General features: G+C 62.8%; 22 protein-coding genes. 14 read left to right on the top strand and 8 right to left on the bottom strand.

From position 1 onward, the window contains the following. Window positions 1–71 precede the first annotated feature (71 nt). The gene (locus D9R08_RS15135) at window positions 72–1,289 is read right to left on the bottom strand and encodes an ABC transporter substrate-binding protein (protein WP_233557508.1); all 1,218 of its coding nucleotides are present in this window, start codon (window positions 1,287–1,289) and stop codon (window positions 72–74) included. A 195-nt stretch (window positions 1,290–1,484) separates the two neighbouring features. Between D9R08_RS15135 and D9R08_RS15140 the strand changes: the two genes are divergently transcribed. The 9 genes from D9R08_RS15140 (at window position 1,485) to D9R08_RS15180 (ending at window position 13,133) form a co-directional block, all read left to right on the top strand. Further along, the gene (locus D9R08_RS15140; RefSeq protein ID WP_121899059.1) at window positions 1,485–2,489 is read left to right on the top strand and encodes an ester cyclase; all 1,005 of its coding nucleotides are present in this window, start codon (window positions 1,485–1,487) and stop codon (window positions 2,487–2,489) included. A gap of 583 nt (window positions 2,490–3,072) precedes the next feature. Further along, window positions 3,073–5,007 carry an acetate--CoA ligase gene (gene acs / locus D9R08_RS15145; RefSeq protein ID WP_121898913.1) on the top strand — a complete coding sequence of 645 codons (1,935 nt, stop codon included), beginning with the start codon at window positions 3,073–3,075 and terminating at the stop codon, window positions 5,005–5,007. Between the two features lie 10 nt (window positions 5,008–5,017). Further along, complete coding sequence (locus tag D9R08_RS15150) at window positions 5,018–5,707, top strand: adenylate kinase (protein ID WP_199709393.1); 690 nt, start codon at window positions 5,018–5,020, stop codon at window positions 5,705–5,707. Window positions 5,708–5,809: 102 nt separating this feature from the next. Further along, on the top strand, window positions 5,810–6,070 hold the full coding sequence (locus D9R08_RS15155; RefSeq protein WP_121898914.1) for a DUF4212 domain-containing protein: 261 nt from the start codon (window positions 5,810–5,812) through the stop codon (window positions 6,068–6,070). Window positions 6,071–6,085: 15 nt separating this feature from the next. Further along, window positions 6,086–7,867, top strand: a complete 1,782-nt coding sequence (locus tag D9R08_RS15160) for a sodium:solute symporter family protein (protein WP_121898915.1) — start codon at window positions 6,086–6,088, stop codon at window positions 7,865–7,867. Window positions 7,868–7,974: 107 nt separating this feature from the next. Beyond that, window positions 7,975–9,789: a DUF294 nucleotidyltransferase-like domain-containing protein gene (locus D9R08_RS15165; protein ID WP_121898916.1), complete on the top strand. Its 1,815-nt coding sequence runs from the start codon at window positions 7,975–7,977 to the stop codon at window positions 9,787–9,789. Window positions 9,790–9,803: 14 nt separating this feature from the next. Further along, the gene (locus D9R08_RS15170; RefSeq protein WP_121898917.1) at window positions 9,804–10,331 is read left to right on the top strand and encodes a hypothetical protein; all 528 of its coding nucleotides are present in this window, start codon (window positions 9,804–9,806) and stop codon (window positions 10,329–10,331) included. 51 nt (window positions 10,332–10,382) lie between these two features. Beyond that, window positions 10,383–12,374 (top strand): 3'-5' exonuclease, encoded by a 1,992-nt coding sequence (locus D9R08_RS15175; RefSeq protein WP_121898918.1) that lies wholly within the window; start codon window positions 10,383–10,385, stop codon window positions 12,372–12,374. 54 nt (window positions 12,375–12,428) lie between these two features. Then, window positions 12,429–13,133 (top strand): GntR family transcriptional regulator, encoded by a 705-nt coding sequence (locus D9R08_RS15180; protein WP_121898919.1) that lies wholly within the window; start codon window positions 12,429–12,431, stop codon window positions 13,131–13,133. A gap of 75 nt (window positions 13,134–13,208) precedes the next feature. Here the strand turns inward: D9R08_RS15180 and D9R08_RS15185 are convergent, their stop codons facing one another. Further along, on the bottom strand, window positions 13,209–14,657 hold the full coding sequence (locus D9R08_RS15185; RefSeq protein ID WP_121898920.1) for an NAD-dependent succinate-semialdehyde dehydrogenase: 1,449 nt from the start codon (window positions 14,655–14,657) through the stop codon (window positions 13,209–13,211). Further along, the gene (locus D9R08_RS15190; RefSeq protein WP_121898921.1) at window positions 14,654–15,652 is read right to left on the bottom strand and encodes a type I glyceraldehyde-3-phosphate dehydrogenase; all 999 of its coding nucleotides are present in this window, start codon (window positions 15,650–15,652) and stop codon (window positions 14,654–14,656) included. The genes D9R08_RS15185 and D9R08_RS15190 overlap by 4 nt, the downstream gene beginning before the upstream one ends. Window positions 15,653–15,805: 153 nt before the next feature. Here D9R08_RS15190 and pobA point away from each other — a divergent pair, with 153 nt between their 5' ends. The 3 genes from pobA to pcaG are packed head-to-tail and all read left to right on the top strand — an operon-like array spanning window position 15,806 to window position 18,357. Continuing rightward, entirely contained in the window at window positions 15,806–16,975 is a 1,170-nt protein-coding gene (pobA, locus tag D9R08_RS15195; protein WP_121898922.1) for a 4-hydroxybenzoate 3-monooxygenase, read from the top strand. 19 nt (window positions 16,976–16,994) lie between these two features. Beyond that, on the top strand, window positions 16,995–17,738 hold the full coding sequence (gene pcaH, locus D9R08_RS15200) for a protocatechuate 3,4-dioxygenase subunit beta (protein ID WP_121898923.1): 744 nt from the start codon (window positions 16,995–16,997) through the stop codon (window positions 17,736–17,738). A gap of 1 nt (window position 17,739) precedes the next feature. Next, window positions 17,740–18,357: a protocatechuate 3,4-dioxygenase subunit alpha gene (gene pcaG / locus D9R08_RS15205; RefSeq protein ID WP_121898924.1), complete on the top strand. Its 618-nt coding sequence runs from the start codon at window positions 17,740–17,742 to the stop codon at window positions 18,355–18,357. A gap of 5 nt (window positions 18,358–18,362) precedes the next feature. On the opposite strand, the gene iolG is transcribed toward pcaG, so the two are convergent. Genes iolG through iolD form a run of 5 tightly spaced genes read right to left on the bottom strand, consistent with a single transcriptional unit; the run spans window position 18,363 to window position 23,886 of the window. Beyond that, on the bottom strand, window positions 18,363–19,358 hold the full coding sequence (iolG, locus tag D9R08_RS15210) for an inositol 2-dehydrogenase (RefSeq protein ID WP_121898925.1): 996 nt from the start codon (window positions 19,356–19,358) through the stop codon (window positions 18,363–18,365). 4 nt (window positions 19,359–19,362) lie between these two features. After that, on the bottom strand, window positions 19,363–20,202 hold the full coding sequence (locus D9R08_RS15215) for a class II fructose-bisphosphate aldolase (RefSeq protein ID WP_121898926.1): 840 nt from the start codon (window positions 20,200–20,202) through the stop codon (window positions 19,363–19,365). After that, window positions 20,199–21,041 (bottom strand): 5-deoxy-glucuronate isomerase, encoded by an 843-nt coding sequence (locus D9R08_RS15220; RefSeq protein WP_121898927.1) that lies wholly within the window; start codon window positions 21,039–21,041, stop codon window positions 20,199–20,201. Before D9R08_RS15220 ends, D9R08_RS15215 begins: the two co-directional genes overlap by 4 nt. A 14-nt stretch (window positions 21,042–21,055) precedes the next feature. Further along, entirely contained in the window at window positions 21,056–22,024 is a 969-nt protein-coding gene (gene iolC, locus D9R08_RS15225) for a 5-dehydro-2-deoxygluconokinase (protein ID WP_121898928.1), read from the bottom strand. Further along, window positions 22,024–23,886 carry a 3D-(3,5/4)-trihydroxycyclohexane-1,2-dione acylhydrolase (decyclizing) gene (gene iolD, locus D9R08_RS15230; protein ID WP_121898929.1) on the bottom strand — a complete coding sequence of 621 codons (1,863 nt, stop codon included), beginning with the start codon at window positions 23,884–23,886 and terminating at the stop codon, window positions 22,024–22,026. Before iolD ends, iolC begins: the two co-directional genes overlap by 1 nt. Before the next feature lie 123 nt (window positions 23,887–24,009). On the opposite strand from iolD, the gene D9R08_RS15235 reads away from it, so the two are divergent. After that, entirely contained in the window at window positions 24,010–25,125 is a 1,116-nt protein-coding gene (locus tag D9R08_RS15235; protein WP_121898930.1) for a Gfo/Idh/MocA family protein, read from the top strand. A 13-nt stretch (window positions 25,126–25,138) separates the two neighbouring features. Further along, window positions 25,139–26,032, top strand: a complete 894-nt coding sequence (locus D9R08_RS15240; protein ID WP_121898931.1) for a sugar phosphate isomerase/epimerase family protein — start codon at window positions 25,139–25,141, stop codon at window positions 26,030–26,032. The last annotated feature ends 1 nt before the right edge of the window (window position 26,033 follow it).

Raw genomic sequence — 26,033 nt, forward strand, 5'->3', positions numbered from 1 at the left:
GATCCGCCCCCCCTTTTGAGAGACATTGGCGGCGGGCCGGGCGGTATTGCCGGCCCCGCCTTCGGCGTGTCCTAGTCCAGCAGCCCGGCTTCTTGAGCGGCGGTGATATAGGCCGCCTCCGCCGCGGCGAGCGCGTCCTCGGCTGTGACGTCGCCGGTGAAATAGGCGGGCAGTTCGTTGCCGAGCGCCGTATGCATCAGGCCCATCTGGGAGGTCGACGGATAGGAGAGCGGCGCGGGTTCTGCGGTGGCTGTCGCAATCGCCCCCTCCGCAAGCGGCGACGGCTGATAGCCCGGAACCAGCCAGATGGCGTCGTCGTTGTTGGCCCTCACCATCTCCTCGTCGAGCCCCTCCATAGCGACGCGAAAGGCGTTTTCGGCCTCTTCGTTGCTGATATTGGCGGCGATCACGATCCCGTCCCACCACAACGTGGTGGCGGGTGAGCCACCGGGCATCGCCGTTGGCGCGGCTGCGGTGGCGACCAGACCGACGACCTGGCTTTCCTCTTCGATATTCATGGCGGCGGCGCGGCTGGCCCAGAGATTTGCCATGGCGATCCGGCCCTGCTGGAACTGCTGCTGCACATAGGTGCTGTCGGAGACGAGATATTCCGGATCCATGTACTCGGTCATCCGCATCATCATCTCCAGCGCCCGCACCCCGGCCTCGGTGTTGACATTGGGGGTACTGTCCTCGTTCACGAATGTGCCCCCGAACCCGAGGAACATGTTGTTGAAGTCCTGCGCGATGTTCCAACCGGCCCGCATCGTCGCGCCAAGCGGGTAGTCGACGACGCCGGCCTCCCGGATCACCTCGGCGGCGGCCAGAACCTCTTCCCAAGTGGTGGGAACGGGGATTCCGAGATCTTCGAGAATGTCGGCGCGATACATCAGATGCTGGGTATTCACCATCATCGCGACGGCAAGGATTTCGCCGTTGATGCGGATCAGCTGATTGGAACTCAGATGCTGGCCGTATTCCGCGACCAGATCGTCAAGCGGGCGGATCGTGCCTTCGTTCATCAAAGGCGTGATCGTACCGTTCGACACACCGCCGACATGGTAGAGCGACGGGTTCGCGGCAAAGGCGGACGGTTGTTTGGTTCGGAATTCCTGATCGAGCTCGGCGCTGACATTGCCACATTCCGCCATCGCTTCGGTGACAGCATTCCAGGCTTCGAAGGCCGCGCTGAGAATCCGGACTTCGGTTTCGTTTTCAAAGGCGCAATCGGCCGTTGCGGTGCCGGCTATCAGGCTGAGTGCCCCGGCCAGCGCAAGTTTCTTGATCATCATCTTCAGGTCTCTCCCGGTTGGTATTCTCAAGTCCCCGCGCATGGCACAGATATCCTCCCATCTGCTTCGGCATCGGCGTTTCGCCCTTGCAGGCCGGCATCTTTCCGTTTGCATAGGTTTGCAAGAAAACGCTAGTTTCCCCTGCGGCAATTTGGCAAGGGTTTTCTCAAGGAATTGCCGGAGGCGCCCAAAGTGACCGATCCCAGAGCAGATATCCAAGGTTTTCTTGGCGGCCTGTTGCGATGCCGCGAGGCGGATCTCGAAGGCTACGCCGCCGCCTTTCTGGCAGAGGACGCGGTTTTCGACATAAGCGCGCCGGTCGAGCGGTTGCAGGGCCGCCGCGCCATTCTGTCGGGTTTTATCCGGCCGCTGCGCACGGCACTGACCCGTTTGAACAGACGAGATGAGCTGTTTATCGGCGGGCGCAACACGCGTGCAAATGGGGGAGACTGGATGGCCAGCCTGACCCATTACGTGGGCCGTTTTTCCGCGCCGCTTTTCGGCATTCTGCCAAGCGACCGGATGGTATTCCTGCGCGCCGGTGAGTTCTACCGGATCGAGGAAGGGCGGATCGTCGAGGCGCGGATCATCCTCGACCTGCTGGACCTGATGCGGCAGACCGGGCGTTTCCCGCTACCGTTTTCCTACGGGACGGAGATGACATTTCCGGGTCCCGTAACCCACGATGGTGTGATCCCGCCGGACCGGGAGACCGGCGCCCGCAGTCTGGCCATTGTTGAGGCGATGCTTGGGGCCCTGCATGACTATGACCCGACCACGTTCGGGTCGCAGTCGCAGACCGGCAGCGACGGGTTATGGGACGACGACCTGATGTGGTACGGGCCGGGCGGCATCGGCTCCACGACCGGGTGGGACGGGTTCGTGGACCATCACCGCGCGTCCTTTCTGGGGGCTTTTCCCGACCGTAAGGGCGGCAATCACTACTGCAGGATCGGTGACGGGAGCTATGCGGCGGTCTCGGGCTGGCCGTCTATGACGATGACCCATCTGGGGCCCTATCTGGGCGTGGCGCCGACCGGCCGCGCAATGACTTTGCGAGTGATGGATTTCTATCGCTGCACCGACCGGAAGATCGCCGAAAACTGGGTCCTTCTGGACTATATCGACCTTCTCAACCAGATGGGACGCGATCCGATCTCGGACTCAAACAGACTTGGCGGGCTTCCCGGCCAGTAAGCCTGCCCCGGGGACCATCGGGCTCTTGCCGCAGACCGCAGAGGCGGCCAGAGCTTCATGACACTTCGCCGCACCGCCTGCCGGCATTGCGGAGCGACCGCCCCGACGGCTGGATGCCGTCGTAAACCCTGAAACGGGAAGCCCTTGATCCAACATCACAATTCCGGCATCTGTCAATAAATTTACACCAACTGAGCCGAAGTATGAAAATCTGTTACAGAAAAATCTTTTCCAGTCAGGAACATGTTCTGAATTTGCCGGATTCCTGTAATGTCCGAGCACCGGTTCCGCAGCGTAATGATCAATTCCTTAGGTGGTTCGGAGCCGGGCGGAGATACCCGATCTGAGATGACTGAGCCGGGGACGAACAGCCCCGACAACTTTGCCAGAACGGACACCGCGATACGGTTGGGGAGGCTAACCATTTCATTCGGCCCGGCATGCCCGGGCTCCGGCCAACGGGAGCGCCTCGCCGCGCTGATCCGGCCGGGATTGCGCAACGCGTGGGGCCCGCCCGGACCCCGAAGGCTCAGCGCGTTGTGCCGATGGGAACCGAGCCGAGACTCGTTAAGGGAGAGAGACCTTGCCCAAAGATACGCCCGATTTGCTGCCCGACGCCCATATCGATGCGGCCCGCTATGAGGAGATGTACGCCGCCTCCGTCAATGACCCCGAAGGGTTCTGGGGTGAGCATGGCAAGCGGATCGACTGGATCAAGCCCTATACCAAGGTCAAGGATACCTCCTTCGCCCATGACAATGTGCATGTGAAATGGTTCGAGGATGGCACTCTGAACGTTTCGGCCAACTGCATCGACCGGCATCTGGAAAGCAGGGGCGACCAAACCGCGATCATCTTCGAGCCCGACGATCCGAATGACGAAGCCAAACACATCACCTACGAGCAACTCGCCAAGGAGGTCGGCACATTCGCCAATGTGCTGAAGGAATGCGGCGTGCGGAAGGGTGACCGCGTGGTGCTCTATCTGCCGATGATCCCCGAGGCGGCCTATGCGATGCTGGCCTGCGCCCGGATCGGGGCGATCCATTCGATCGTGTTCGCGGGGTTCTCGCCGGATGCGCTTGCCGCCCGGGTCAACGGATCCGGCGCCAAGCTGGTGATTACCGCGGACGGCGCGCCGCGCGGCGGACGCGTGACCGAGCTGAAGGACAACGTCAACAAGGCGCTGCTGCACAATGTGCTGGGCACCAGGTGTCTCGTGGTCAAACGCACCGGCGATCAGGTTGCCTGGGTCGGCGGGCGCGACATCTGGTATGACGATCTTGCCGAGCGGGTCAGCAGCGACTGCCCGCCGGAAGAGATGAACGCCGAGGATCCGCTTTTCATCCTCTACACTTCCGGCTCCACCGGACAGCCGAAGGGTGTGGTGCACACCACCGGCGGCTATCTCGTCTATGCCTCCATGACCCACGAGTACACGTTCGACTACAAGGATGGCGATGTATTCTGGTGCACGGCGGACGTGGGCTGGGTGACCGGGCACAGCTATATCGTCTATGGCCCGCTGGCCAACGGCGCCACGACCCTGATGTTCGAGGGCGTGCCGACCTACCCCGACGCGGGCCGGTTCTGGCAGGTCTGCGAAAAGCACAAGGTCAATCAGTTCTACACCGCCCCCACCGCGATTCGCGCATTGATGGGCAAGGGCACCGGCTTTGTCGAAAAATACGACCTGAGCAGCCTGAAACTGCTTGGCACCGTGGGCGAGCCGATCAACCCCGAGGCCTGGAACTGGTACAACGAGAATGTCGGCAAGGGCACCTGCCCCATCGTCGACACATGGTGGCAGACTGAAACGGGCGGTCACATGATGACCCCCCTGCCCGGCGCTCACACCTTGAAACCGGGGGCCGCGCAGAAGCCGTTTTTCGGGGTGCAGCCCTTGGTGCTGGACCCGACCTCGGGTGAGGTCGTCGAAGGAAACGGGGTCGAAGGCGTACTGGTGATCGCCGATAGCTGGCCGGGTCAGATGCGCACAGTCTATGGTGACCACGACCGTTTCGTGCAGACCTACTTCAGCGATTACAAGGGCTATTACTTCTCGGGCGATGGCTGTCGCCGGGATGCGGATGGCGATTACTGGATCACGGGCCGTGTCGACGACGTGATCAACGTGTCCGGCCACCGTATGGGCACCGCCGAGGTCGAAAGCGCGCTTGTCGCACATGAGACCGTATCTGAAGCCGCCGTCGTCGGTTATCCGCACCCGGTGAAGGGGCAGGGCATCTATTGCTACGTCACCCTGATGAATGATGAAACGCCGTCGGACGAGCTGAAGAAAACATTGTCGGACTGGGTTCGCCGCGAGATCGGCCCGATAGCGAAACCGGATGTCATTCAATGGGCGCCGGGGCTGCCCAAGACCCGCTCGGGCAAGATCATGCGCCGCATCCTGCGCAAGATCGCGGAAAACGATTTCGACAGTCTTGGCGATACATCGACACTGGCCGACCCGTCCGTGGTCGACGAGCTGATCGAAAATCGCGAGAAGGGCTGAGGGGGTGGAGATGATGGCAGAGACCACAACCCGACCGGTAAACCTGATTTTGCTGGGCCCCCCGGGGGCCGGCAAGGGCACGCAGGCCCGAATGCTGGAGGAGGCGTTCGGATTGGTGCAACTGTCCACCGGTGATCTGCTGCGCGGGGCCGTGGCGTCCGGGACGCCTGCCGGGCTTGCCGCGAAAACCGTGATGGATGCGGGCGAGCTTGTCTCCGACGAGATCGTGCTGGCGGTGCTGAAGGAGCGGCTTGACGGGCCGGATCTGGCCAAGGGAACGATACTGGACGGCTTTCCCCGGACCGAGGCACAGGCCCGGGCACTCGATACGCTTCTTGCCGCGAAAGGGCAGAAGATCGACGCGGCGATAAGCCTGAAGGTCGAGGACGAGGCGATGATCGCGCGTGTTGCGGGTCGCTATACCTGCGCCGCCTGCGGCGAAGGATATCACGACGACTTCAAACAGCCCCGGGAAGAGGGCATGTGCGACAAATGCGGCGGCATGGAGATGAAACGCCGCGCCGATGATAACGCCGAAACGGTCCGCACCCGGCTGCAGGCCTATCACGCGCAGACCGCACCACTGATCGAGTACTACAACGCACGCGGCACGCTGACGGAGGTGTCCGCCATGGGCGACATCACCGTCATTGCTGCCGATCTTGACGCCATCGTCGGCAAGCTGACGCAGGTGTCGTAATCGCAATTCGCCGAGGCCCGGACCAGATATCGGGTGGCGGCGAGTACAATGCCCGTCGGATCAAGGAGGGTCTGGCAGGCGATCACTCGAAGGGAGTAAGCAATGGCAGAAAAGCCAAATAACAACGCGTACTGGGCCGCGAATATCCGTCTGGTCACCATCTGCTTGGTGATCTGGGCGCTCGTGTCCTACGGATTCGCGATTCTGCTTCGCCCGATGCTTTCCGGCATCGCGGTGGGCGGCACGGACCTGGGCTTCTGGTTTGCCCAGCAGGGATCTATCCTCGTCTTCCTCGTCCTGATCTTCTTCTATGCATGGCGCATGAACAAGATCGACAAGGAACATGGCGTGGAAGAAGAGTAAGGGACGGACCAGACCATGGATCAGACAACACTCAATATCATCGTAGTGGGGCTGTCGTTCGCGCTCTACTTCGGGATCGCGATCTGGGCCCGAGCGGGCTCCACGTCGGAATTCTATGCCGCCGGACGGGGCGTGAACCCGGTCGTCAACGGCATGGCCACCGCGGCCGACTGGATGTCGGCGGCTTCCTTCATCTCGATGGCGGGCCTCATTGCCTTCGTCGGCTACCAGAACTCCACCTTCCTGATGGGCTGGACCGGCGGCTACGTGCTTATGGCGATGCTGCTTGCACCCTACCTCCGCAAGTTCGGCAAGTTCACCGTCCCGGAGTTCATCGGCGACCGCTACTATTCGAACACGGCGCGGGTCGTGGCCGTCATCTCGCTGATCATCATTTCGGTCACCTACGTGATCGGGCAGATGACCGGCGCGGGCGTGGCCTTCTCGCGATTCCTGGAGGTCAGCTCGACCAACGGTCTGTTGATCGCCTCGGCGGTTGTCTTCGTCTACGCCGTTCTCGGCGGAATGAAGGGCATCACCTACACCCAGGTGGCGCAGTATTGCGTGCTGATCGTCGCCTATACGATCCCGGCGATCTTCATCTCGCTGCAGCTGACGGGCAATCCGATCCCGGGCCTCGGCCTGTTCTCGGACATGTCTGCCGGCAATACGGGGCAAGGCACGCCGCTTCTGGTCACGCTGGACGGCCTGTTGACCGACCTCGGCTTCAGCGCCTACACCACGGGCTCCTCGCCCTGGCTGATGGCCCTCTTCACCCTGTCGCTGATGATCGGTACCGCGGGTCTGCCGCATGTGATCATCCGCTTCTTCACGGTGCCGAAGGTGGCCGACGCACGCTGGTCCGCCGGCTGGGCGCTGGTGTTCATCGCGCTGCTTTACCTGACGGCTCCGGCCGTGGGCGCAATGGCGCGTCTGAACATCACGACCACCATGTGGCCCGAAGGTGTGCAAGGTGAAGCCGTGGCGGTCGAGGACCTGCCGAACTGGTTCGAAACCTGGCAGGTCACGGGCCTGCTCGGCGTCGAGGACAAGAACGGCGACGGCCGCATCCAGTACTACAACGACAGTTCCGAAGAGATGCAGGCACTGGCGGCCGAGCGGGGCTGGGAAGGCAACGAACTCGTCACCTTCAACCGTGACATCCTCGTGCTCGCCAACCCGGAGATCGCGCAGCTTCCGGGCTGGGTTATCGCGCTGATCGCCGCAGGCGGCATCGCGGCGGCCCTCTCGACAGCGGCGGGTCTGCTACTGGCCATCTCCTCGGCCATCAGCCACGACCTCATCAAGTCGGTGATCAACCCCGGTATCTCTGAGAAAGGCGAACTTGTGGCCGCCCGGATCTCGATGGCCGGTGCGATCGTGTTGGCGACATGGCTCGGGCTCAATCCACCGGGCTTCGCGGCGCAAACCGTGGCACTTGCCTTCGGTCTGGCGGCGGCATCGCTCTTCCCGACGCTGATGATGGGGATTTTCTCCAAGCGGATGAACTCCGCCGGGGCAACAGCAGGGATGTTGGCCGGTCTGATCCTGACCTGCCTGTATCTGTTCACCTATCTGGGCTGGTTCTTCATCCCCGGTACGAACATGCTGGAAAACACCGCATCGAACTACCTGTTCGGCATCCCGCCGACCCATTTCGGGCCGATCGGTGCAGTGGCGAACTTCCTGGTTGCCTATCTGGTGAGCCGTGTCACGGCAGAGCCGCCGCAGCACATCCAGGAACTGGTGGAATCTGTCCGTATCCCCCGCGGAGCGGGCGCGGCGACTGACCACTAGGGGATTGCGCCTTTCCGGGGCCTGCGTCACCGTGGGCCCTGCTACATCATGGGCGCATCCCGCCTGATCGGGATGCGCCCTTTCCAGTTCAGCGGGCGTTTGGAAATATGACATTCGATCTTGCCACGATCCTGACCCAGACCCATCCCTATGACAGCCTGCCCGCGGAGGATCAGGCGCTGCTGGCCGGAGAACTCTCCGAAGTCACGTTCGACACCAACGAGGTGATCTACCAAATCGGCGCACCGCAAACCGCGCTCTTCCTGATCCTGCGCGGCCGCGTGAACATCACCGATGAGACGGGCGAGCTGGTCTCGATCCTCGGTCCTAAAAACTCCTTCGGTGAACGCGGCCTGATGAAGAACGGCATGGCCGCCGTGACCGCCACCGCGGCGGAGCCCACCACGGTTGTCGCCATTCCGGCGGAGATTTTTCACAGGCTGATCGGCGAACATCCGGCGGTCCGCCGGTTTTTCGACCGGACCCGGCCGGCCATGGCCCGTAAGCAGGACCTGACGACCATGGCCCTGTCGGACATCATGACGCCCGGGCCTTTGACCTGCCCTCCCGGCACGTCGCTGATCGAAGCCGCCCGGATGATGCGCGACCGGCGCGTGTCCTGCGTGATCGTTTCCGAGAAGGGTGAAGCGACCGGCATTCTGACGACCCGCGACCTGACCAACAAGGCGCTGGCGGAAGGGCTTGCGTATGATACCCCCGTCAAGCAAATCATGACGCCCGATCCGATCACGCTGCCGCCCACGGCGCTGGTTTCGGACGTTCTTCATGCCATGGTAGAACGCGGCATCACCCATATGCCCGTGACAGACGGCGGCCAGCTTGTCGGTATTCTGACCCAAACCGATCTGACCCGGTTTCAGGCTGCATCCTCGGCCGCGCTGATCGAAGAGATCACCTATGCGCAAAGCACATCCGCGCTGGCCCAGATCGTGGGCCGCATCCCGCAGCTGCTGGTGCAACTCGTGGGGGCGCACAACGCACATCAGGTCGTGACGCGGCTGATCACCGATATCGGCGATGCGACCACGCGGCGGCTGCTTGCGATGGCCGAGGAAAAGCTCGGCCCCCCGCCGGTGCGCTATCTCTGGCTGGCCTGCGGATCGCAGGGCCGGCAGGAGCAGACCGGCATTTCGGATCAGGACAACTGCCTGATCCTGGACGATGCGGTGACCGAGGCGGATGACGCCTATTTCGCGGCGCTGGCCAAATTCGTCTCCGACGGCCTCGACGAGGCTGGGTATTTCTATTGCCCGGGCGACATGATGGCGACCAACCCGAAATGGCGCCAACCGCTGAGCACATGGCGGAAGTATTTCCGGGGCTGGATTGCCAAGCCGGACCCGGAGGCACAGATGCTGGCCTCTGTCATGTATGATCTGCGTGCGATTGGCGGCGACGCGGAGCTGTTTTCGGGATTACAGGAAGAAACCCTCGCGCAATCGGCCAAGAACAGCATCTTCGTCGCCCACATGATTTCCAACTCCCTCAAGCATACGCCGCCACTTGGCCTGTTTCGCGGCTTCGCCACCGCCCGCTCGGGCGAGCACAAGAACATGATCGACCTCAAGCACAGCGGTGTCGTGCCGGTCGTCGATCTGGGGCGGATCTATGCGCTGCGGGGCCAGCTGACCCAGGCCAATACCCGGGCGCGTCTGGTTTCAGCGGTGGAGACGGGCATCATCTCCGCCACCGGCGGTCGCGACCTGATCGACGCCTATGACATGATCGCCGATACCCGGCTGGCCCATCAGGCCGCACAGATCAAGCGTGGCGAAAAGCCGGACAACTTCATGCCACCATCCGATCTGAGCGATTTCGAACGCAGTCATCTGCGCGACGCCTTCGTCGTCGTCAAAACCATGCAATCCGCCGCCGGCTCCCGCGGCGGTCATCTGAGCTGACAGGAAAACCGCACATGTTCTTCACCCTTATCGCCACTCTTTTCGCCGGGCTTGCCGGCGCCGGCATGGTGATGCTTCTCAGGACCGTGCTGAAGGACAGGGTTCCGAAATGGGCGACGCCGATTGCCGCCGGTGCCGCCATGATCGCCGCGACCATCGGCAGCGAGTACGCCTGGTATGATGGCACGTTGCAAACCTTGCCCGCGGGGATGGAGGTGGTCGCGACACGCGAAAACCAATCCTGGTGGCGTCCGTGGACCTTTGTCGTTCCCTATACCGACGGGTTCGTTGCCGTCGATCAGAGTTCGGTTCGCACCAATGACGCCGTGCCGGGCGTACATTTGCTGAATGTCTATGTCTTCGCGCGCTGGCAGGCGGCTACGCAAATCCCCTCGCTCGTGGATTGCATCGGTAGCCGCCGCGCCGACGTCATCGACGGGATCGAGTTCGACGAAAACGGCGCTCCGATCGATGCCGATTGGCGTGAGGTCACGCCCGACGATGCCTTGCTTGCCGCCGTTTGCGGGGAGGCCGTCAGCTGAAACACCGGCCGGGAGGGGCCGACACTCGCGGGTAGGAGGAGGCCCGCAGCCATGTTTACCCATCTCAGTCTGCGTTTGCGCATATTTCTGTTCTTCGCCCTTCTGGCCCTCGGCGGCTCGGCATTGATGATCGCGGGGCTGACGCTCGGATACATCCGTCTGGGCGAAGACCATGCCCTGCCGAGCTTCGTGATCGCGGGCGCCATCGGCGTCTTGGCGATTTTCGGGCTGACTGCTTGGGTCTGGGTTCTCTTCGATGAAAACGTGGCCCGCCCGGTGGAGAGACTGGCCGCGGACATGCGGGCACGAGCCCATGCCGATGTCGATCTGGATATCGACCATGCACCGGCGCGCTATCTGGGCGATCTGGCCCCGGCTGCGGCGGCGGTGGCTTCAAACCTCACCGAGACGCGCAACGCCATGGCACAGGCGATCGGTCGCGAGACCGCACGGCTCGGCCTTGAGAAATCTCGGCTGGAAACACTTCTGGCCGAGGTGCCGGATGGCGTTCTCTTCTGCACGCCGGATCATTGCGTGGCGCTTTACAACGGGCAGGCCCGCACCGTTCTGGACAACAGCCCCGCCCTGGGGCTCAACCGGCCGCTGGCCGATGTGATCCTGCCGGGCCCGGTGCATCAGGCCTATGAGCGGCTGCTGGCCGCAGAGGCGCAGGAGGGCGCGGATATTCTTTGCGCCACCAAGGCAGGCGCAAAGCTGCTTGAGGCACGCATGCGGCTGATGTGGCTCGACGCGCAGGAGACCAAACAGCCGGGCTACATTCTGAGCTTGCGGGATGTGACGACCGATCTGAAGATCCACGCGGAGCGCGCCCATTTGCTGAACTCGCTTCTTGACGCGGCGAAAGGGGCCGTCGCAAGCAAGGATCCAAGTGCGATGGAGTACCTTGTCAGCACCACGGCCGAAGTGGCCGCCCGCAAACCCCTCACGGATACCGCATGGTGGCCGATGGAAGCCCTTGCAGCGACAGATCTGGGCGCGGCGCTTTCATCGCGGCTGAAACGCAAGGGCGTGTCCATTTCCACCGATCTGCCCGCCCTGAAACTGCGCTGCGACGGGTTCGCGGTGACCCGGCTTCTGGAACGTCTGGCGCTGGAATGGGCGACGGCGGGCGCCAGCGCATTGAAACTCGGCTTTGAGGATGACACGCAGAGCACGGGCCGGCTTGTGTTATCAGCCACGGGCGCCCCGCCCGATGCCGAAACGCTGGCGCGCTGGCTGGCCACGCCGCTCAGCCCCGGTCTGGCGCAGTTCGCCGGCCGGGACGTGCTGGTAACGCATGCCACGAGGCTGCTTCCCGACCCCTCCGGCGCGCTGTATCTGACCCTGCCCCTCGCCGATCCGCGGCCCCGCAGCACCGCACGGGTGATCCAATATGATTTCGAACTTTTGCATGCGGATATCCCCAAGGAGATAGCGGAGGCCGCGCTGAGGCAGTTGAATTACGTGGTGTTCGATACCGAAACCACGGGGCTGAACCCGCAAGTGGACGAGATCTGCCAGATCGCCGCCGTGCGGATCGTGAATGGCAAGATTGTCGATAGCGAGCGGTTCGACATGCTGGTCGACCCGGGGCGGCGTATTCCGCAGGGCTCGATCGAGGTGCATGGTGTGACCAACGAAATGGTCCAGGGCGCGCCATCGGTCGGAGAGGCGTTGAAACGGTTTCACGCCTATGCGGACGGCGCGGTTCTTGTGGCCCATAACGCCCCGTTCGACATGAGTTTCCTGCAGCGCCGCGAGGCCGAGATCGGGGCGCGCTTCGATCAGCCCATTCTGGATACGGTCCTGTGCTCGGCGATCCTGTTCGGGCAGTCGGCGGATCATACGCTGGATGCGCTTTGCCAGCGGCTTGGTGTCGTGATCCCCGAGGCCGACAGGCATACGGCAATCGGCGACGCCATCGGCACGGCGGCAGCCTTTCGCAAGATGATTCCGATGCTGGAAGCGGCAGATCTGCCCAGTTTGGGGGCAACGATCAAGGCTTTCGACAAACATGCCCGCCTGATCGAGCATCTCAATTGACGTGAGGCTGCAGGTGCAGCATTTTCTTTTAGAAGAATCACGAAAGGATCTCAGATGGCGCGTATACCGCTTTACCGCAAGGCCGAAACGGAAATGCTGCGGCGCATCAAGACCGGGGAATGGGCCATTGGCCAGCGGCTTGGAAACGAGTTTCAGCTGGCGGAGGAGTTCGGCGTAAGCCAGGGCACCATGCGCCGTGCGCTCATCACGCTGGAGGGCCAGGGCTTTCTGGCGCGAAAACCGGGCCGCGGCACCATCGTTGCAGAACCCGGCGATACCGGCGATGAGGGGACGGCCCGGCCCGGTTTCGACCGTTTGGCCACGCCCGGCGGCGAGCCGCCCGACCTTGCAGTGTTTCGAAGCCGCACCACCGGTCGCCGCGCCGGGGCCGCAGAGGCCGAAATGCTGGGCGAGGCAAGGGCCCTTGTGGTGGAACGAATGCTGAAGCGCGGCTCTCGCCGGTTCGCGCAGGATGAAATCAGCCTGCCGGAAAGCCTGCTTGACGATATGGATGGCGAGGCTGCGGTGACCCTGCCGGACCTTTTATCCGCCCATGGCCTGGAGGTCGCGCAGATCGAGGATCGGATTACCGCCGAGCTCAGCTCAATGAGCGAGGCGGTCGCCCTGGAAGTCGACCGCAATACGGCCCTTCTGGTACTCAGACGGATCGCGAAGGACGCCTCGGGCAGAGTTCTGGCCATTCAGGTCATGAAAATGGCCAGTGACGATATAGGCTATTCAATCGGTCTTATCGGGTGATCCCGCCGGTTACCCGGTAGCCCGTCACAAACCCAAGGAGGCCGCCCACCCGGTTGGCGCGTTTCAGCGAACCCGTCAGAGCCCGTCGATACAGACGTATTTCGTATCGAGATAGTCATCGAGGCCCTGGCTGCCGCCCTCTTTGCCCATGCCGGATTCCTTGACCCCGCCGAACGGCGCCTCGACCGTTGTGATCAGGCCGGAATTGATACCGATCATACCATACTGCAGCCCTTCGTTCAGACGGAAGGCGCGCGCGAGATCGGTCGTATAGGCGTAGGAGGCGAGACCGAACACCGTGTCATTGGCCATGGCAATCGCCTCCTCCTCCGTTTCGAAGCGGAAGACCGGCGCAAGCGGTCCGAAAATCTCCTCCTGTGCGAAAGCCATGTCCTGTGTGGCCCCGGTCAGCACAGTTGGCTCGAAGAACTGCCCGCCCAGCGCATGACGATTGCCGCCAATCGCGACCTCCGCCCCCTTGGATGTCGCATCTGCAAGCAGGCTTTCGACCTTTTCCACCGCTTCCATGTCGATCATCGGACCCTGCTCGACGCCGTCCTCGCGCCCGTCGCCGACTTTCATCGCGCGGGTCCTCTCCACAAGTCTCTCGACGAAGGCGTCATGGATCCCGGACTGCACATAGATGCGGTTCGCGCAAACGCAGGTCTGCCCCATATTGCGATACTTGGACGTCATCACGCCTTCCACCGCAGCATCCAGATCGGCATCGTCGAACACCAGAAATGGCGCGTTACCGCCCAGCTCCATGGAGACCTTCTTGACCGTGTCCGCGCTACCCCGGATCAGTTCCTTGCCGACCGCAGTGGAGCCGGTGAAGGTGATCTTGCGCACCTCGTCGCGGGCCATCATCGCGCCCGCGATTTCCTTGGCGGATCCTGTCAGTATGTTCACTGTGCCGGACGGAAAGCCGACCTCTTCGGACAGCGCCGCCCATGCGAGACCGGAGTAAGGGGTGGCTGTGGCGGGTTTGGCCACGACGGTGCAGCCAACAGCCAGCGCAGGCGCCAGTTTGCGGGCAAGCATGGAGGACGGGAAGTTCCATGGTGTGATCATTCCCACCACGCCAACCGGATGCCGCGTCACGAGAATGCGGCGGCCGTTCACGCCTGCGGGCACGATCTCCCCCTTGGCACGGCGCGCTTCCTCGGCGAACCAGCGGACATATTGGGCACCGATTGCAATCTCGCCCAACGCCTCCGCAAGCGGTTTGCCCATTTCGACGGTCAGCAACTCCGCCAGATCGGCCTGATTGTCCATCAGCGCATCATGAAGCTTCCAGAGCAGACCGAGCCTGTCCATCAGCGCCATGCCCGAGAACGCCGGAAACGCCGATTGCGCGGCGTCGATGGCGCGCAGTGTCTCGGCCTCGCCTGCCTTGGGAACCGTACCGATGACCTCGCCGCTGGCAGGGTTCGTCACGTCGATGGTCGCGCCGTCATCCGCGCCGACCCATTGGCCTGAAATGAAATTCTTCTCGCGCAGCCAGGTCCGGTATCCGCTCATGCCAACTCTCCCATTCTCACGGCCACATCCAGCATCCGGCAGGAGAAGCCCCATTCATTGTCGTACCACCCGAAAACACGCAGCATCCCCCCTTTTGACCGCTTGATCTCCGGCCCGGCAATCACGAGCGATTCCGGACGGGCGCGCAGGTCGGACGACACGAGAGGTTGCTCAGTGAACCCCAGAATCGGGCCCGCGGTTCCCCGCAACATCTCCCTCGCCTCTTCGGCGGTAGGAGCGTCTTCCGTGATGAGCGCCAGATCAATCGCCGACACGCTGGCCGTGGGAACCCGCACCGCCGAGCCCGTGATGCGCCCCGCAAGATGGGGCAGGACCAGATCGACCAACGCTTCGGCACTGGTGGAGGTCGGCACCATCGACAGGGCCGCCGCGCGGGATCGCGCCAAATCGCCGGTGGGCGCATCCACAGTGGGCTGACTGCCGGTATAGCAATGGATCGTCGTCATCAGCGCGGTTTCCAGACCATAGGCCTCGTCCAGCACCTGAACCAGGGGCGCGACGGCATTGGTGGTGCATGATGCGTTGGACACGATGCGATGGGCGGGCGCCAGCAGATCGTCATTCGCCCCCAGAACCACGGTCAGATCCGCCTGCGGCGACGGGCCGGAGATCAACACACGGGCAGCACCCGCCGCAAGCCCGGCCTCCGCCACAGCGCGATCCTTGGCGCGACCCGTGCATTCCATCAGGACATCCACATCCGCCAGCGGCACCGCGCCCAGATCGGACACATGCGAAAGAGGAATGCGGCGCCCGTCTATCACCAGTGCCCGCGGCGCCGTTTCGACCGTGCCCGGATAGGGGCCGAAGACGCTGTCATACTGAAACAGATAGGCGCAGGTTTCGGGCGGTGCGATATCGTTGATCGCAACGATCTCCACCCCAGGCCAGTCCGTCCGCGTCAGCGCTGCACGCAGAACCGAGCGTCCGATACGCCCGAACCCGTTGATCGCAACCCGAACCGCTCTGGTCATCTTGCCGTCTCCTTGCTCCCTGCATACTCATGCACCCGCGGTGCAGGGGACGCAACGGGTGGCGCACCGAACAGGGTATCCCCGACAGAGAAGCGTTTTACAAAGCACCGGCGACACGCCAATATTCGCACCAAGGGGGAGAGAGGGACTTTCATGCGAACACAGGTTGCCATCATCGGCGGCGGACCTTCTGGCCTGCTGCTGTCTCAGTTGTTACATCTCCGCGGCATCAGTTCGGTCGTTCTGGAACGCAAGACGAAGGACTACGTTCTGGGCCGCATCCGCGCCGGCGTGCTTGAACAGGGGCTTGTCCGACTGATGGAAGAGGCCAATGTCGCCGGTCGGATGCACCGAGAGGGATTTGTCCATGACGGCACGCTTGTGGCCTATGGGGACGAGATGTTCCATGTGGATTTCAAGGCCCATACCGGATCGGGCGTCATGCTCTACGGCCAGACCGAGTTGACGCGCGATCTCTACGAGGCGCGCGAGAAGGCCGGCGGAGAGCTGATTTTCAATGTCGAGGATGTGGAGATTGCGGGCGCCAATACCGATTGCCCGCAAGTGCATTACCGCGTCGGCGATAGGATCCATCAGCTGAATTGCGATTTCGTGGCCGGCTGTGATGGCTTCCATGGGGTCAGCCGGCGGACGATTCCCACGGACCAGAAGCGCGAGTACGAGAAAGTCTATCCTTTCGGCTGGCTTGGCATCCTGTCCGAAACGCCTCCTGTAAACGATGAACTGATCTACTCCAACTCCGAGAGGGGCTTTGCGCTGTGCTCCATGCGCAACGCGAATCTAAGCCGTTACTATATCCAGTGTTCCTTGTCGGACCGTCCGGAGGACTGGACCGACCATGCCTTCTGGGACGAGTTGAAGCGCCGTATCCCGCGCGAGCAAGCCGAGGCGATTGTCATGGGCCCCTCGATCGAGAAATCCATCGCGCCCCTGCGGTCCTTCGTCTGCGAGCCGATGCGATGGGGGCGGCTGTTCCTCTGCGGCGATGCGGCCCATATCGTACCGCCCACGGGGGCCAAGGGGCTCAACACCGCCGCGTCCGACGTGCAGTATCTCTACACCGGTCTTCGCAGATTTTATGAAGACGGCGACATGGAGGGGCTGGACAGCTATTCCGCCAAGGCGCTGGCACGGGTTTGGAAGGCCGAGCGGTTCAGCTGGTGGTTCTCTTCGCTCATGCATCGCTATCCGGATCAATCGATGTTCGATCACAAAATGCAGATTGCCGAACTTGAATTCCTGCGCAGCAGCGATGCCGCGCAAAAGGCCATGGCCGAGAATTATGTCGGCCTGCCCTACTAGACGAGGCGCAAGGAACATCATGTCAAACGCAGACAAGGCCCGTGCGGGCGGCTACATACCCCGGGACCGCGGCTGGCACCCGGCTCCCTTTCATCCGCCCTACAAAACAAGTGTGAAACGCGCGCCTCAGGCGGCACTTCTCTCCTTTCCCAGCACCTTGAGCGAGGAAACAGGCCCGGTTTTCGGCCACACCATGCTGGGGCCGCTCGACAATGATCTCATCCTGAACTTCGCAGCGCCCGGAGAGGCCGCGATCGGGCCGCGCATCATCGTTCATGGACGGGTGCGCGACGAGGCCGGGCGCGGTGTGGCCGGCGCCCTGCTGGAGGTCTGGCAGGCAAATGCGGGTGGCCGCTATCGCCACAAGAAGGAAAGCTATCTTGCGGCGCTGGACCCGAATTTCGGTGGCTGCGGCCGGGTGATCACCGATACGGACGGGCGCTACGAATTCCGGACGGTGATGCCCGGCCCCTATCCCTGGCCCAACGGGATGAATGACTGGCGCCCCGCGCATATCCATTTCTCGCTTTTCGGGGCCGGATTTGCGCAGCGGCTGATCACGCAGATGTACTTCGAGGGCGATCCGCTGATTGCGCATTGCCCGATCATCGGCAGCATCAGCGACCCCGCCGCCGTCGGCGCGCTGGTCGCCCCACTGGACATGGCGCGCACGGTGCCGATGGATGCCCGCGCCTACAAGTTCGACATCACGCTGCGCGGCCGTCGCCAGACCACGTTCGAAAACCGGCCGGAAGGATTGTGATATGGTTCAACCTATTGATATATTGAAGGAAACACCGTCTCAAACGGCGGGGCCCTACGTTCATATCGGCTGCACCCCGAATGTCACGGGCATTCACGGGATCTACGACACCGATCTTGGCGCGTCGATGAAGACGGGGCCGGTCAAGGGGCAGGAGATCATCCTGACCGGCACGGTTTACGACGGGATGGGCGCAGCGCTGAAAGATGCGATGGTCGAGATATGGCAGGCGGATGCGGCAGGGATTTATCCATCCGCGCAGGACCCGCGCGGACCGGCGGACCCCAATTTCACCGGCTGGGGGCGCTCTGCCGGTGATATGCAGACCGGGGCCTTCCGCTTCGAGACGGTCAAGCCCGGGCGCGTACCGTTCCCCGACGGGCGGATGCAGGCGCCCCACGTCACTTTCTGGATCGTCGCGCGCGGCATCAATATCGGGTTGCACACCCGGGCCTATTTTGCCGACGAGCCCGAGGCGAATGCCGAAGACCCGATCCTGACGCGGATCGAGCATCAGTCCCGGACTCAGACCCTTCTGGCAGAACCGGACGGATCAGGCGGCTACCGGTTCGACATCCATTTGCAGGGCCCGAACGAAACCGTCTTCTTCGACATCTGAAGAACCTAGCTCCCCGGCAGATTGACGATCACGCCTTTCTGCTGTGCATGGCTGGCCGCGTCGGCCAGGATCTGTGCCTGCAACCCGTCCTTGATGCCGGGTTCCGGCGCACGCCCGTCAAGCACGGCAGAGACGAACTCGGTCATCTCCGCGACATAGGCAAGGGCGTAGCGTTCCAGAAAGAAATGCTGCGCCGGCGCGCGCCGGAAACCGGCCTCGGTCGCAATCTCCACCGTATCTTCCAACTGGTTTTCGGCACGCAACAATCCCTTGGATCCGTGTATCTCGACCCGCTGGTCATATCCGTAGGCCGCGCGACGCGAGTTGGAGATCTGACAGATCCGGCCCGATGCCGTCGTCAGGATCGCCGACGCCGTATCCACATCGCCCGCGCGACCGATCTCTGCATCGACCAGGGCGGACCCGACAGCCTGCACGCTGACCGGGTCTTCACCCAGCAGGAACCGCGCCATATCGAAATCGTGGATCATCATATCGCGGAACAGGCCGCCGGAGCCCAATATGTAGGATATGGGCGGGGGCGACGGGTCGCGGGAAAGGATCGTGACCAGTTCGACATCTCCGATCTCGCCCGCCTGCAAACGGCTGTGCAGCTTGGAGAAATTCGGATCGAAACGGCGATTGAAGCCGGTCATGAACGGGACGCCCGCCGCCTCCACCGCGCCGACACAGGTGCGGATATTGGCGACATCCATGTCGACAGGCTTTTCGCAGAAGATCGCCTTGCCATTGGCGGCGGCCGTCCGGATCAGGTCGAAATGGGTATCGGTCGGGGTCCCGATGACAACGGCATCTATATCGGCCGCGGTCAGGATCTCCTCTGCACTCCGTGGTCGTACACCGGCCCTGTCGGCCAGCGCCTCGGCCGCGGCGGGCACCGCATCGGCCACGGCCACAAGCCTTGCCCGCTCCACCTGACCGATGGATCGGGCATGCACCTGCCCGATACGGCCGCAACCCAGAATTCCTATATTGAGCATCACGTCACGCCTTTCCGCTCGCGCCCACGGCGCGGATGGCCGCGCGGGCGGCCTCCATCACCGGATCATGGGTTTCTTTCAGGATCTGAACCCGGTCGAACCGCGCGGGGTCCGTGTTGACAGCCGCGCGCAGCGCCGCCCCGAACGCCATGCGCAGTTCGGTCCCGATATTGAACTTGCAGATGGCGGAACCCGTCGCCAGCGCCGTCCGCTGGGCCAGTGGCACGCCGGAGCCGCCATGGATCACCAGAGGCACATGGGTTACCGCCTCGATCGCGCGGATGCGCGGCTCGTCCAGCCCGCCCTCGTGATCCTGTTGCAGATGCACGTTTCCGACCGAGATCGCCATTGCGTCGACGCCCGTTTCCCGGGCAAATCGAGCCGCCTCCCCCGGGTCCGTACCGGCCGACGCCTCGCCGCCGGAATAGCCCACGAAGCCGATCTCCCCCTCGCAGGACACGCCCGCGTTATGGGCCAGGTCCACGATCGCGGCTGTTTCGGCGATGTTTTCGGCCAGCGGCTTGCGCGAGCCGTCGAACATCACGGAAGAGAAACCCGCCCGAATGGCGTCATGGCAGTCGTCGACGGTGTATCCATGATCCAGATGCACCACAACCGGCACCGAAACGCTGTCTGCCAGATGGCGGAACATCGCGCCCAGAACCGGCAGCGGCGTGTGCGCCCGGCAACTGGGGCCCGCCTGGAGGATGACCGGTGCGCGTTCGGCCTCCGCGGCAAGCGCATAGGCCCGCGCATCCTCCCATCCGAGACAGACCAGACCGGCCACGGCATACCCGCCCCGAAGCGCGGGCTGAAGGACCTCGGACAGGGTCGCTAGCGTCATTTGAACTTGGCCACCATATCCATGATGCCGGGGATCGTATGAAGCTGCGCCGCATGGGTCGGCTGGAAGTACTGCTTCAGACTGCGCTGACTAAGGCCGCCGAGGATGGTGAAGTAATACATCTCGTAGCCCGGCAGCACGGCGCAGGGGTGGTATCCCTTGTCGATCAGGATCGTGGAGCCATCGACGATGTGATAGGCATCGCCGGGTTCGTTATCCTCCCGCTGTAGCATCTGCATGCCGGAGCCGTAATTCGGACGAAACCGGAAGTTGTAGGTTTCGTCATGCCGCGTCTCGTCCGGCAGACGGTCCGTGTCATGCTTGTGGCTCGGGAAGCCGGACCAGCCGCCCTGACCCACTGTGTAGAGTTCAGAAACCAGCAGCCGGCCCACACGGTCGTGATACCCGGCACCCAGGATATGCTTGATCTTACGGTGCGTTTTCGTCTCGTCAGAGCCGTATTGGACCAGATCCAGTTCCGCCTCCCGCACCGCGAAAGGTTTCAGGACCTCGTCGTATTTCGCCCCCGCGATGAACACCTCCGCCGCGTCGCTCTGACAGGTGATCCGCGTGCCTGCGCCCGTCGGCACATAGACGCCTTCGGGCTCGCCATCCCAGACATCCACGGTACGGTTGCCGATATCGCGATAGGTTTCGCCCGCCACCTCGACCGTCACAGTGCCCGTGGCCGGAACCACGCAGGTCTCGTAGCCGGGAACCGCATAGTCGAAATGCTCCCCAGCTTTCAGCTTCACTATGTTGAAGTAGTTCAGCGGCACCAGATCGTGGCCGGCGTCCACAATTGGCTCGTTGTGGTTATCGTAGGGCGGGATATGCATTTTTTTCAATCCTTTCAAGCGGCGTTTGGCCCGGCATGCGAGGCGAGAAACGCGTCAAGCTCTTCGGTGGTGGGCATGGCGGGCGCGCAGCCGACGCGGGCTACCACGATCGCGGCCGAAGCCGAGCCGCGCAACACTGCCTCCTCCACGTCTCGGCCCGCGGCCAGCGCCGCGACGAACCCGCCCATGAAACTGTCGCCCGCGCCGGTGGGTTTGAGTGCCTTCGTCGGATAGATGCCGGTACGGATTTCGCGGGTAGGCGTGAAGGTGACAGCACCTTTTTCACCCATCTTGTAAACGGCGATCTGCGCCCCACGGGCCACCAGAGACCGGGCCTTTTCCAGACCCTTGTCATATTCGCCGGCCATGAAGCCGAACTCCACATCATTGCCGATGATGACGTCGCAAAGCGCACCGGCACGGGAATAGACATCCGCCGCGACCTCGGCCGAGGGCCAGGAATAGGGGCGATAGTCGATGTCGAAAATCAACGGCAGACCAGCGGCCCTTGCCCGGTCGAAGGCATGAAACGCGGCGCTGCGGGACGGTTCGGCGGCAAGGACGGTGCCAGTGGCGATGAGGGCGGAATATCGCGTGTAATCAACCGCGTCGACGTCTTCTCTGGTCATCTCGAAATCGGCGGCGCCGTTGCGGTAGATCACCGACTGGTGATCCTCGATCCGGGTTTCCACCACCGCCAGAGAGGTCCGCGCCTCACCCCCCGTGGCGGCGACATGGGAGTGGTCGATCCCGTATCTTTCCAGCTCTTTGATCGCGAAACGTCCAATCGCATCATCCGAAACGCGCGTGACCAGGGCCGCGCTGCCCCCCTGCCTTGTGATCGCCACGGCGATATTGGCCGAGGAGCCGCCAAGGCAGGCGACAAAACGGTCCGCCTCTTCGGTCCGCGTACCGGGGGGGTCGGGATAGAAATCCATCCCCGCACGCCCGATGATGACAAACCTGTTGCCGGAAAGGTCCATCAGACGCCCTTACGTTGCTTGGACCGGGTGGCTTCCCAGGCTTCATGGGCCGCGCGCACCTTGGCGCTCTCGGAGACTTCGGGCGTTCCGACTTCCCACCAGGCATGGCCCTGCGCCGTCCAGCCGTCATAGGCATCCACCTTCATGACGATGACATGGGTCTTGTCGCCCGCCTTGGCGCGCTTGAACGCCTCGGCCAGTTCGCCCGGGTTCGCGACCGTCTCGGCAGTGGCGCCCATCGATGCGGCATGGGCTTCGAAATCCACCGCGAAGGGTGCAGGCACGGTCGGGCAGTCGGCGATCAGATTGTTGAAACTCTCGTTGCCGGTGTTGTTCTGCAATTTGTTGATGACGGCAAACCCGCCATTGTCGAGCACCAGAATGATGAGCTTCCTGTCGGTCAGAACCGAAGAATAAATGTCCGAATTCATCAGCAGGTAGGAGCCGTCCCCGGTGAAGACGATGGTGTCCCGGTCGGGCTCCTTTTCGGCCTGTGCAATGCGGGCGCCCCAGCCGCCCGCAATCTCGTAGCCCATGCAGGAAAAGCCGAATTCCACATCGACCGTGCCGATATCGAGCGTGCGCCAGTTGGCCGTCACCTCTGCCGGCAGTCCGCCTGCCGCCGCCACCACGCGGTCACGCGTATCGCAAAGATCATTCACCACACCGATCGCCTGCGCGTAGGAATTGGGCCGGTTCCCGGAAGCGACATTTCCGGCCACATAGGCATCCCATTTGACCCGCTCGTCCCGTGCCATATCTGTCCAGGCAACCGGGGCGGTGTAGTCCCCCAGCGCTTGGCCCAGGGCCAGCAATCCCAGCTTGGCGTCCCCGACGACTGGCAGGGACATATGCTTGCCCGCATCGTGGCGCGCGGCGTTGAGCGAGATAAGCGTGGCGTCCCGGGCAAAGGCCGTCCAGGAGCCGGTGGTGAAATCCTGCATCCTGCAGCCGACCGACAGGATCACATCCGCCTGTTCCGCGATGGTGTTGGCACTGTCCGATCCAGTCACGCCAATGGGGCCGATGTTCAGCTCGTGGGAGGCCAGCATGTTTGCCCGGCCCGCAATGGACTCCACGACCGGGATCCGGTGCGCCTCGGCAAAGGCTTTCAACTCGGCTACGGCGCCGGAATACTGAACGCCCCCACCGGCAATGATCATGGGGCGCTTGGCCGAGCCCAGTGCGGCAGCGGCATCCGCGACTTCACCGGCATCAGGGCTCACGCGGCGGATGCGGTGGCATTTCTTCTGAAAGAACTCGACCGGATAGTCATAGGCCCAGCCTTGCACGTCCTGCGGCAGACCCAGAAACGCCGGCCCGCAATCGGCCGGGTCGAGCATCGTCGCCAGTGCGGCAGGCAGCGACTGGATGATCTGGGCCGGGTGGGTGATCCGATCCCAGTAGCGAACGACCGCTTTGAACGCATCGTTCACACCAAGGGTCGGGTTTCCGAAATGCTCCAGTTGCTGCAACACCGGGTCAGGCAGACGTGTGATGAACGTATCGCCGCAGAGCATCAGCAAAGGCAGCCGGTTCGCATGAGCCAGCGCCGCCGCCGTCAGCAAATTGGCCGTGCCCGGCCCGGCGCTCGCGGTGCAGAACATGAACCGCCGCCGCAAATGGTACTTGGCATATCCCGCCGCCGCGAAGCCCATGCTCTGCTCGTTCTGGCCACGATAAAGCGGCAGCTCCTCCTGCACATTGTAAAGCGCCTCACCCAGACAGGGCACATTGCCATGGCCGAAGATACCGAACCCGCCGCCACAGACGCGCGTTTCGACACCATCAATCTCGATAAACTGGTTCTGCAGATAGCGGATGATAGCCTGTGCGACTGTCAGGCGATGCGTTTGTGGCATTCCGCGCCCCCAAGTGAATTTTGTCTTTTGCCGGGATGGCGCCGATTCAGACTTGCCTGTCCCTCGGGGCAACGATAGTTGTTTTGCAACCGGTTGCAACAGGATTCTCGGAGAGGGCGTGCAATGACCGAAATCGGCATCGGTATCATCGGCGGCGGATACATGGGCAAGGCCCATGCCGTCGCCATGTCTTCGGTCGGCGCAGTGTTCGATACCCTCCTGCGCCCGCGGCTGGAAATGGTCTGTGCAACAACGGCGGATCGGGCCGATCAGTATCGCCGTGCCTACGGTTTTGCGCGCGGCACGGGAGACTGGCGCGCCCTGGTCGCAGACCCCGCGGTAGAGGCGATTATCATTGCCGCGCCGCAGGAGTTGCATTGCGAAATCGCCCTCGCTGCCTTTGCGCTTGGCAAGCCCGTTCTGTGCGAAAAGCCGCTTGGCGCATCTTTGGAGGACAGCCACAGAATGGTGGAAGCCGCAGAAACCAGCGGCGCCGCCAACATGGTCGCCTTCAACTATATCCGTACGCCCGCCAGCCAGTTCGCCCGCAAGTTGATCGCCGGCGGAGAAATCGGTGATCTGACCTGGTTTCGCGGGGAACATACGGAGGATTTCTATGCCGATCCCGATGCGCCTGCGACATGGCGCACGCAAGGGATGAGCAATGGAACCATGGGCGATCTGGCCCCCCATATGATCAATGCGGCGCTGGCTCTGGTCGGGCCGATCGACGAGGTCATGGGCGCGGTCGAGACCGTTCACAAGACCCGCCCCGGGACAGGTGGTGCCCAGGAGGTCACCAATGATGACCACGCGCAGATCATGTGCCGGTTCGAAAACGGCGTGATGGGACACATGTATTTCAGCCGCATCGCAACGGGCCGAAAAATGGGCTATGCCTATGAAATCATGGGCACAAAAGGTGCGATCCGTTTTGATCAGGAAGATCAGAACGCGCTCTGGCTCTATCGCGCGGCGGGGCCCGAGGCGACACGGGGGTTCACGAGGATCCTCACCGGTCCCGCCCATCCGGATTATCTGCCCTTTTGCCAGGGGCCCGGTCACGGGACGGGCTATCAGGATCAGATCATCATCGAGGCCAGGGATTTCCTGACCGCAATCGAGACCGGCCAGCCGGTCTGGCCCTGCTTCCGGGACGGGATGCATGTGAACCAGATTGTCGCCGCCGCCATCGCATCGTCCGCCGAGAGACGATGGCGGTCGGTTTCCTCCGTCTGAAAGGGTAACTGAGATGACCATCCGTATCGGCAATGCCCCCTGTTCCTGGGGCGTGGAATTTGCAGATGACCCCCGCAATCCGCCCTGGATGTCGGTGCTGAAGGACTGCGCCGACGCCGGCTACACAGGAATCGAGCTAGGGCCCGTTGGCTTCATGCCCGAAGACCCGGTGATCGTGGCCGAAGCTTTGGCCACACATGATCTGCAGTTGATCGGCGGCGTGGTGTTCCGCCCGTTTCATGACCCGGATCAGTGGGACAATGTGCTGGACGGAGCCGTGCGCACCTGCAAGGCGCTTGTCGCCCACGGCGCGCAGCATCTGGTCCTGATCGACTCGATCTCACGCCGCCGCGCGCCCACGGCCGGCCGGCCGGACGAGGCCGAACAGCTCGGGCCTGATGAATGGGCGGGCTTCCGGGACCGGGTTGCGACGGTTGCCCGGATGGGGGCCGAGGAGTACGGGCTCACCGTGGGCATCCACGCCCATGCCGCTGGGTTCATGGATTTCGAGCCGGAGCTGGAACGGCTACTGGAAGAGGTAGATGAAGATATCCTGAAAATCTGTTTCGATACCGGCCACCACTCCTATGCCGGTTTCGACCCCATATCGTTCATGAAACGGCATATGGGGCGAATTTCCTACATGCATTTCAAAGACATAGATCCGGCCGTCAAATCCGATGTGATTGCAAGGCGCACCGGTTTCTACGAGGCCTGCGGACAGGGCATCTTCTGCAATCTGGGTCTGGGCGATGTGGATTTCCGCGCCGTCAGGCAGGTGCTGCTGGATGCAGGGTTCGAGGGCTGGTGCACCGTCGAGCAGGATTGCGATCCGACGCTGGACCCAGATCCCGTTGGCGATGCGCGGGCCAATCGCGCGTATCTTACATCCATCGGCTTCAACTGAA

The organism is Rhodophyticola porphyridii, from assembly GCF_003688285.1.
Taxonomy (GTDB): Bacteria; Pseudomonadota; Alphaproteobacteria; order Rhodobacterales; family Rhodobacteraceae; genus Rhodophyticola; species Rhodophyticola porphyridii.

What these genes read in the sequence shown, in the direction of transcription:
- iolC (WP_121898928.1), bottom strand. Translation starts at nt 22,024, where the DNA reads ATGGACCTTTCCGGCAACAGGTTTGTCATCATCGGGCGTGCGGGGATG.
- D9R08_RS15240 (WP_121898931.1), top strand. Translation starts at nt 25,139, where the DNA reads ATGACCATCCGTATCGGCAATGCCCCCTGTTCCTGGGGCGTGGAATTT.
- D9R08_RS15155 (WP_121898914.1), top strand. Translation starts at nt 5,810, where the DNA reads ATGGCAGAAAAGCCAAATAACAACGCGTACTGGGCCGCGAATATCCGT.
- D9R08_RS15175 (WP_121898918.1), top strand. Translation starts at nt 10,383, where the DNA reads ATGTTTACCCATCTCAGTCTGCGTTTGCGCATATTTCTGTTCTTCGCC.
- D9R08_RS15135 (WP_233557508.1), bottom strand. Translation starts at nt 1,289, where the DNA reads ATGATCAAGAAACTTGCGCTGGCCGGGGCACTCAGCCTGATAGCCGGC.
- pobA (WP_121898922.1), top strand. Translation starts at nt 15,806, where the DNA reads ATGCGAACACAGGTTGCCATCATCGGCGGCGGACCTTCTGGCCTGCTG.
- D9R08_RS15185 (WP_121898920.1), bottom strand. Translation starts at nt 14,657, where the DNA reads ATGAGCGGATACCGGACCTGGCTGCGCGAGAAGAATTTCATTTCAGGC.
- D9R08_RS15150 (WP_199709393.1), top strand. Translation starts at nt 5,018, where the DNA reads ATGATGGCAGAGACCACAACCCGACCGGTAAACCTGATTTTGCTGGGC.
- pcaG (WP_121898924.1), top strand. Translation starts at nt 17,740, where the DNA reads ATGGTTCAACCTATTGATATATTGAAGGAAACACCGTCTCAAACGGCG.
- D9R08_RS15215 (WP_121898926.1), bottom strand. Translation starts at nt 20,202, where the DNA reads ATGACGCTAGCGACCCTGTCCGAGGTCCTTCAGCCCGCGCTTCGGGGC.
- D9R08_RS15220 (WP_121898927.1), bottom strand. Translation starts at nt 21,041, where the DNA reads ATGCATATCCCGCCCTACGATAACCACAACGAGCCAATTGTGGACGCC.
- pcaH (WP_121898923.1), top strand. Translation starts at nt 16,995, where the DNA reads ATGTCAAACGCAGACAAGGCCCGTGCGGGCGGCTACATACCCCGGGAC.
- D9R08_RS15160 (WP_121898915.1), top strand. Translation starts at nt 6,086, where the DNA reads ATGGATCAGACAACACTCAATATCATCGTAGTGGGGCTGTCGTTCGCG.
- D9R08_RS15170 (WP_121898917.1), top strand. Translation starts at nt 9,804, where the DNA reads ATGTTCTTCACCCTTATCGCCACTCTTTTCGCCGGGCTTGCCGGCGCC.
- D9R08_RS15235 (WP_121898930.1), top strand. Translation starts at nt 24,010, where the DNA reads ATGACCGAAATCGGCATCGGTATCATCGGCGGCGGATACATGGGCAAG.
- D9R08_RS15180 (WP_121898919.1), top strand. Translation starts at nt 12,429, where the DNA reads ATGGCGCGTATACCGCTTTACCGCAAGGCCGAAACGGAAATGCTGCGG.
- D9R08_RS15190 (WP_121898921.1), bottom strand. Translation starts at nt 15,652, where the DNA reads ATGACCAGAGCGGTTCGGGTTGCGATCAACGGGTTCGGGCGTATCGGA.
- iolD (WP_121898929.1), bottom strand. Translation starts at nt 23,886, where the DNA reads ATGCCACAAACGCATCGCCTGACAGTCGCACAGGCTATCATCCGCTAT.
- iolG (WP_121898925.1), bottom strand. Translation starts at nt 19,358, where the DNA reads ATGCTCAATATAGGAATTCTGGGTTGCGGCCGTATCGGGCAGGTGCAT.
- D9R08_RS15165 (WP_121898916.1), top strand. Translation starts at nt 7,975, where the DNA reads ATGACATTCGATCTTGCCACGATCCTGACCCAGACCCATCCCTATGAC.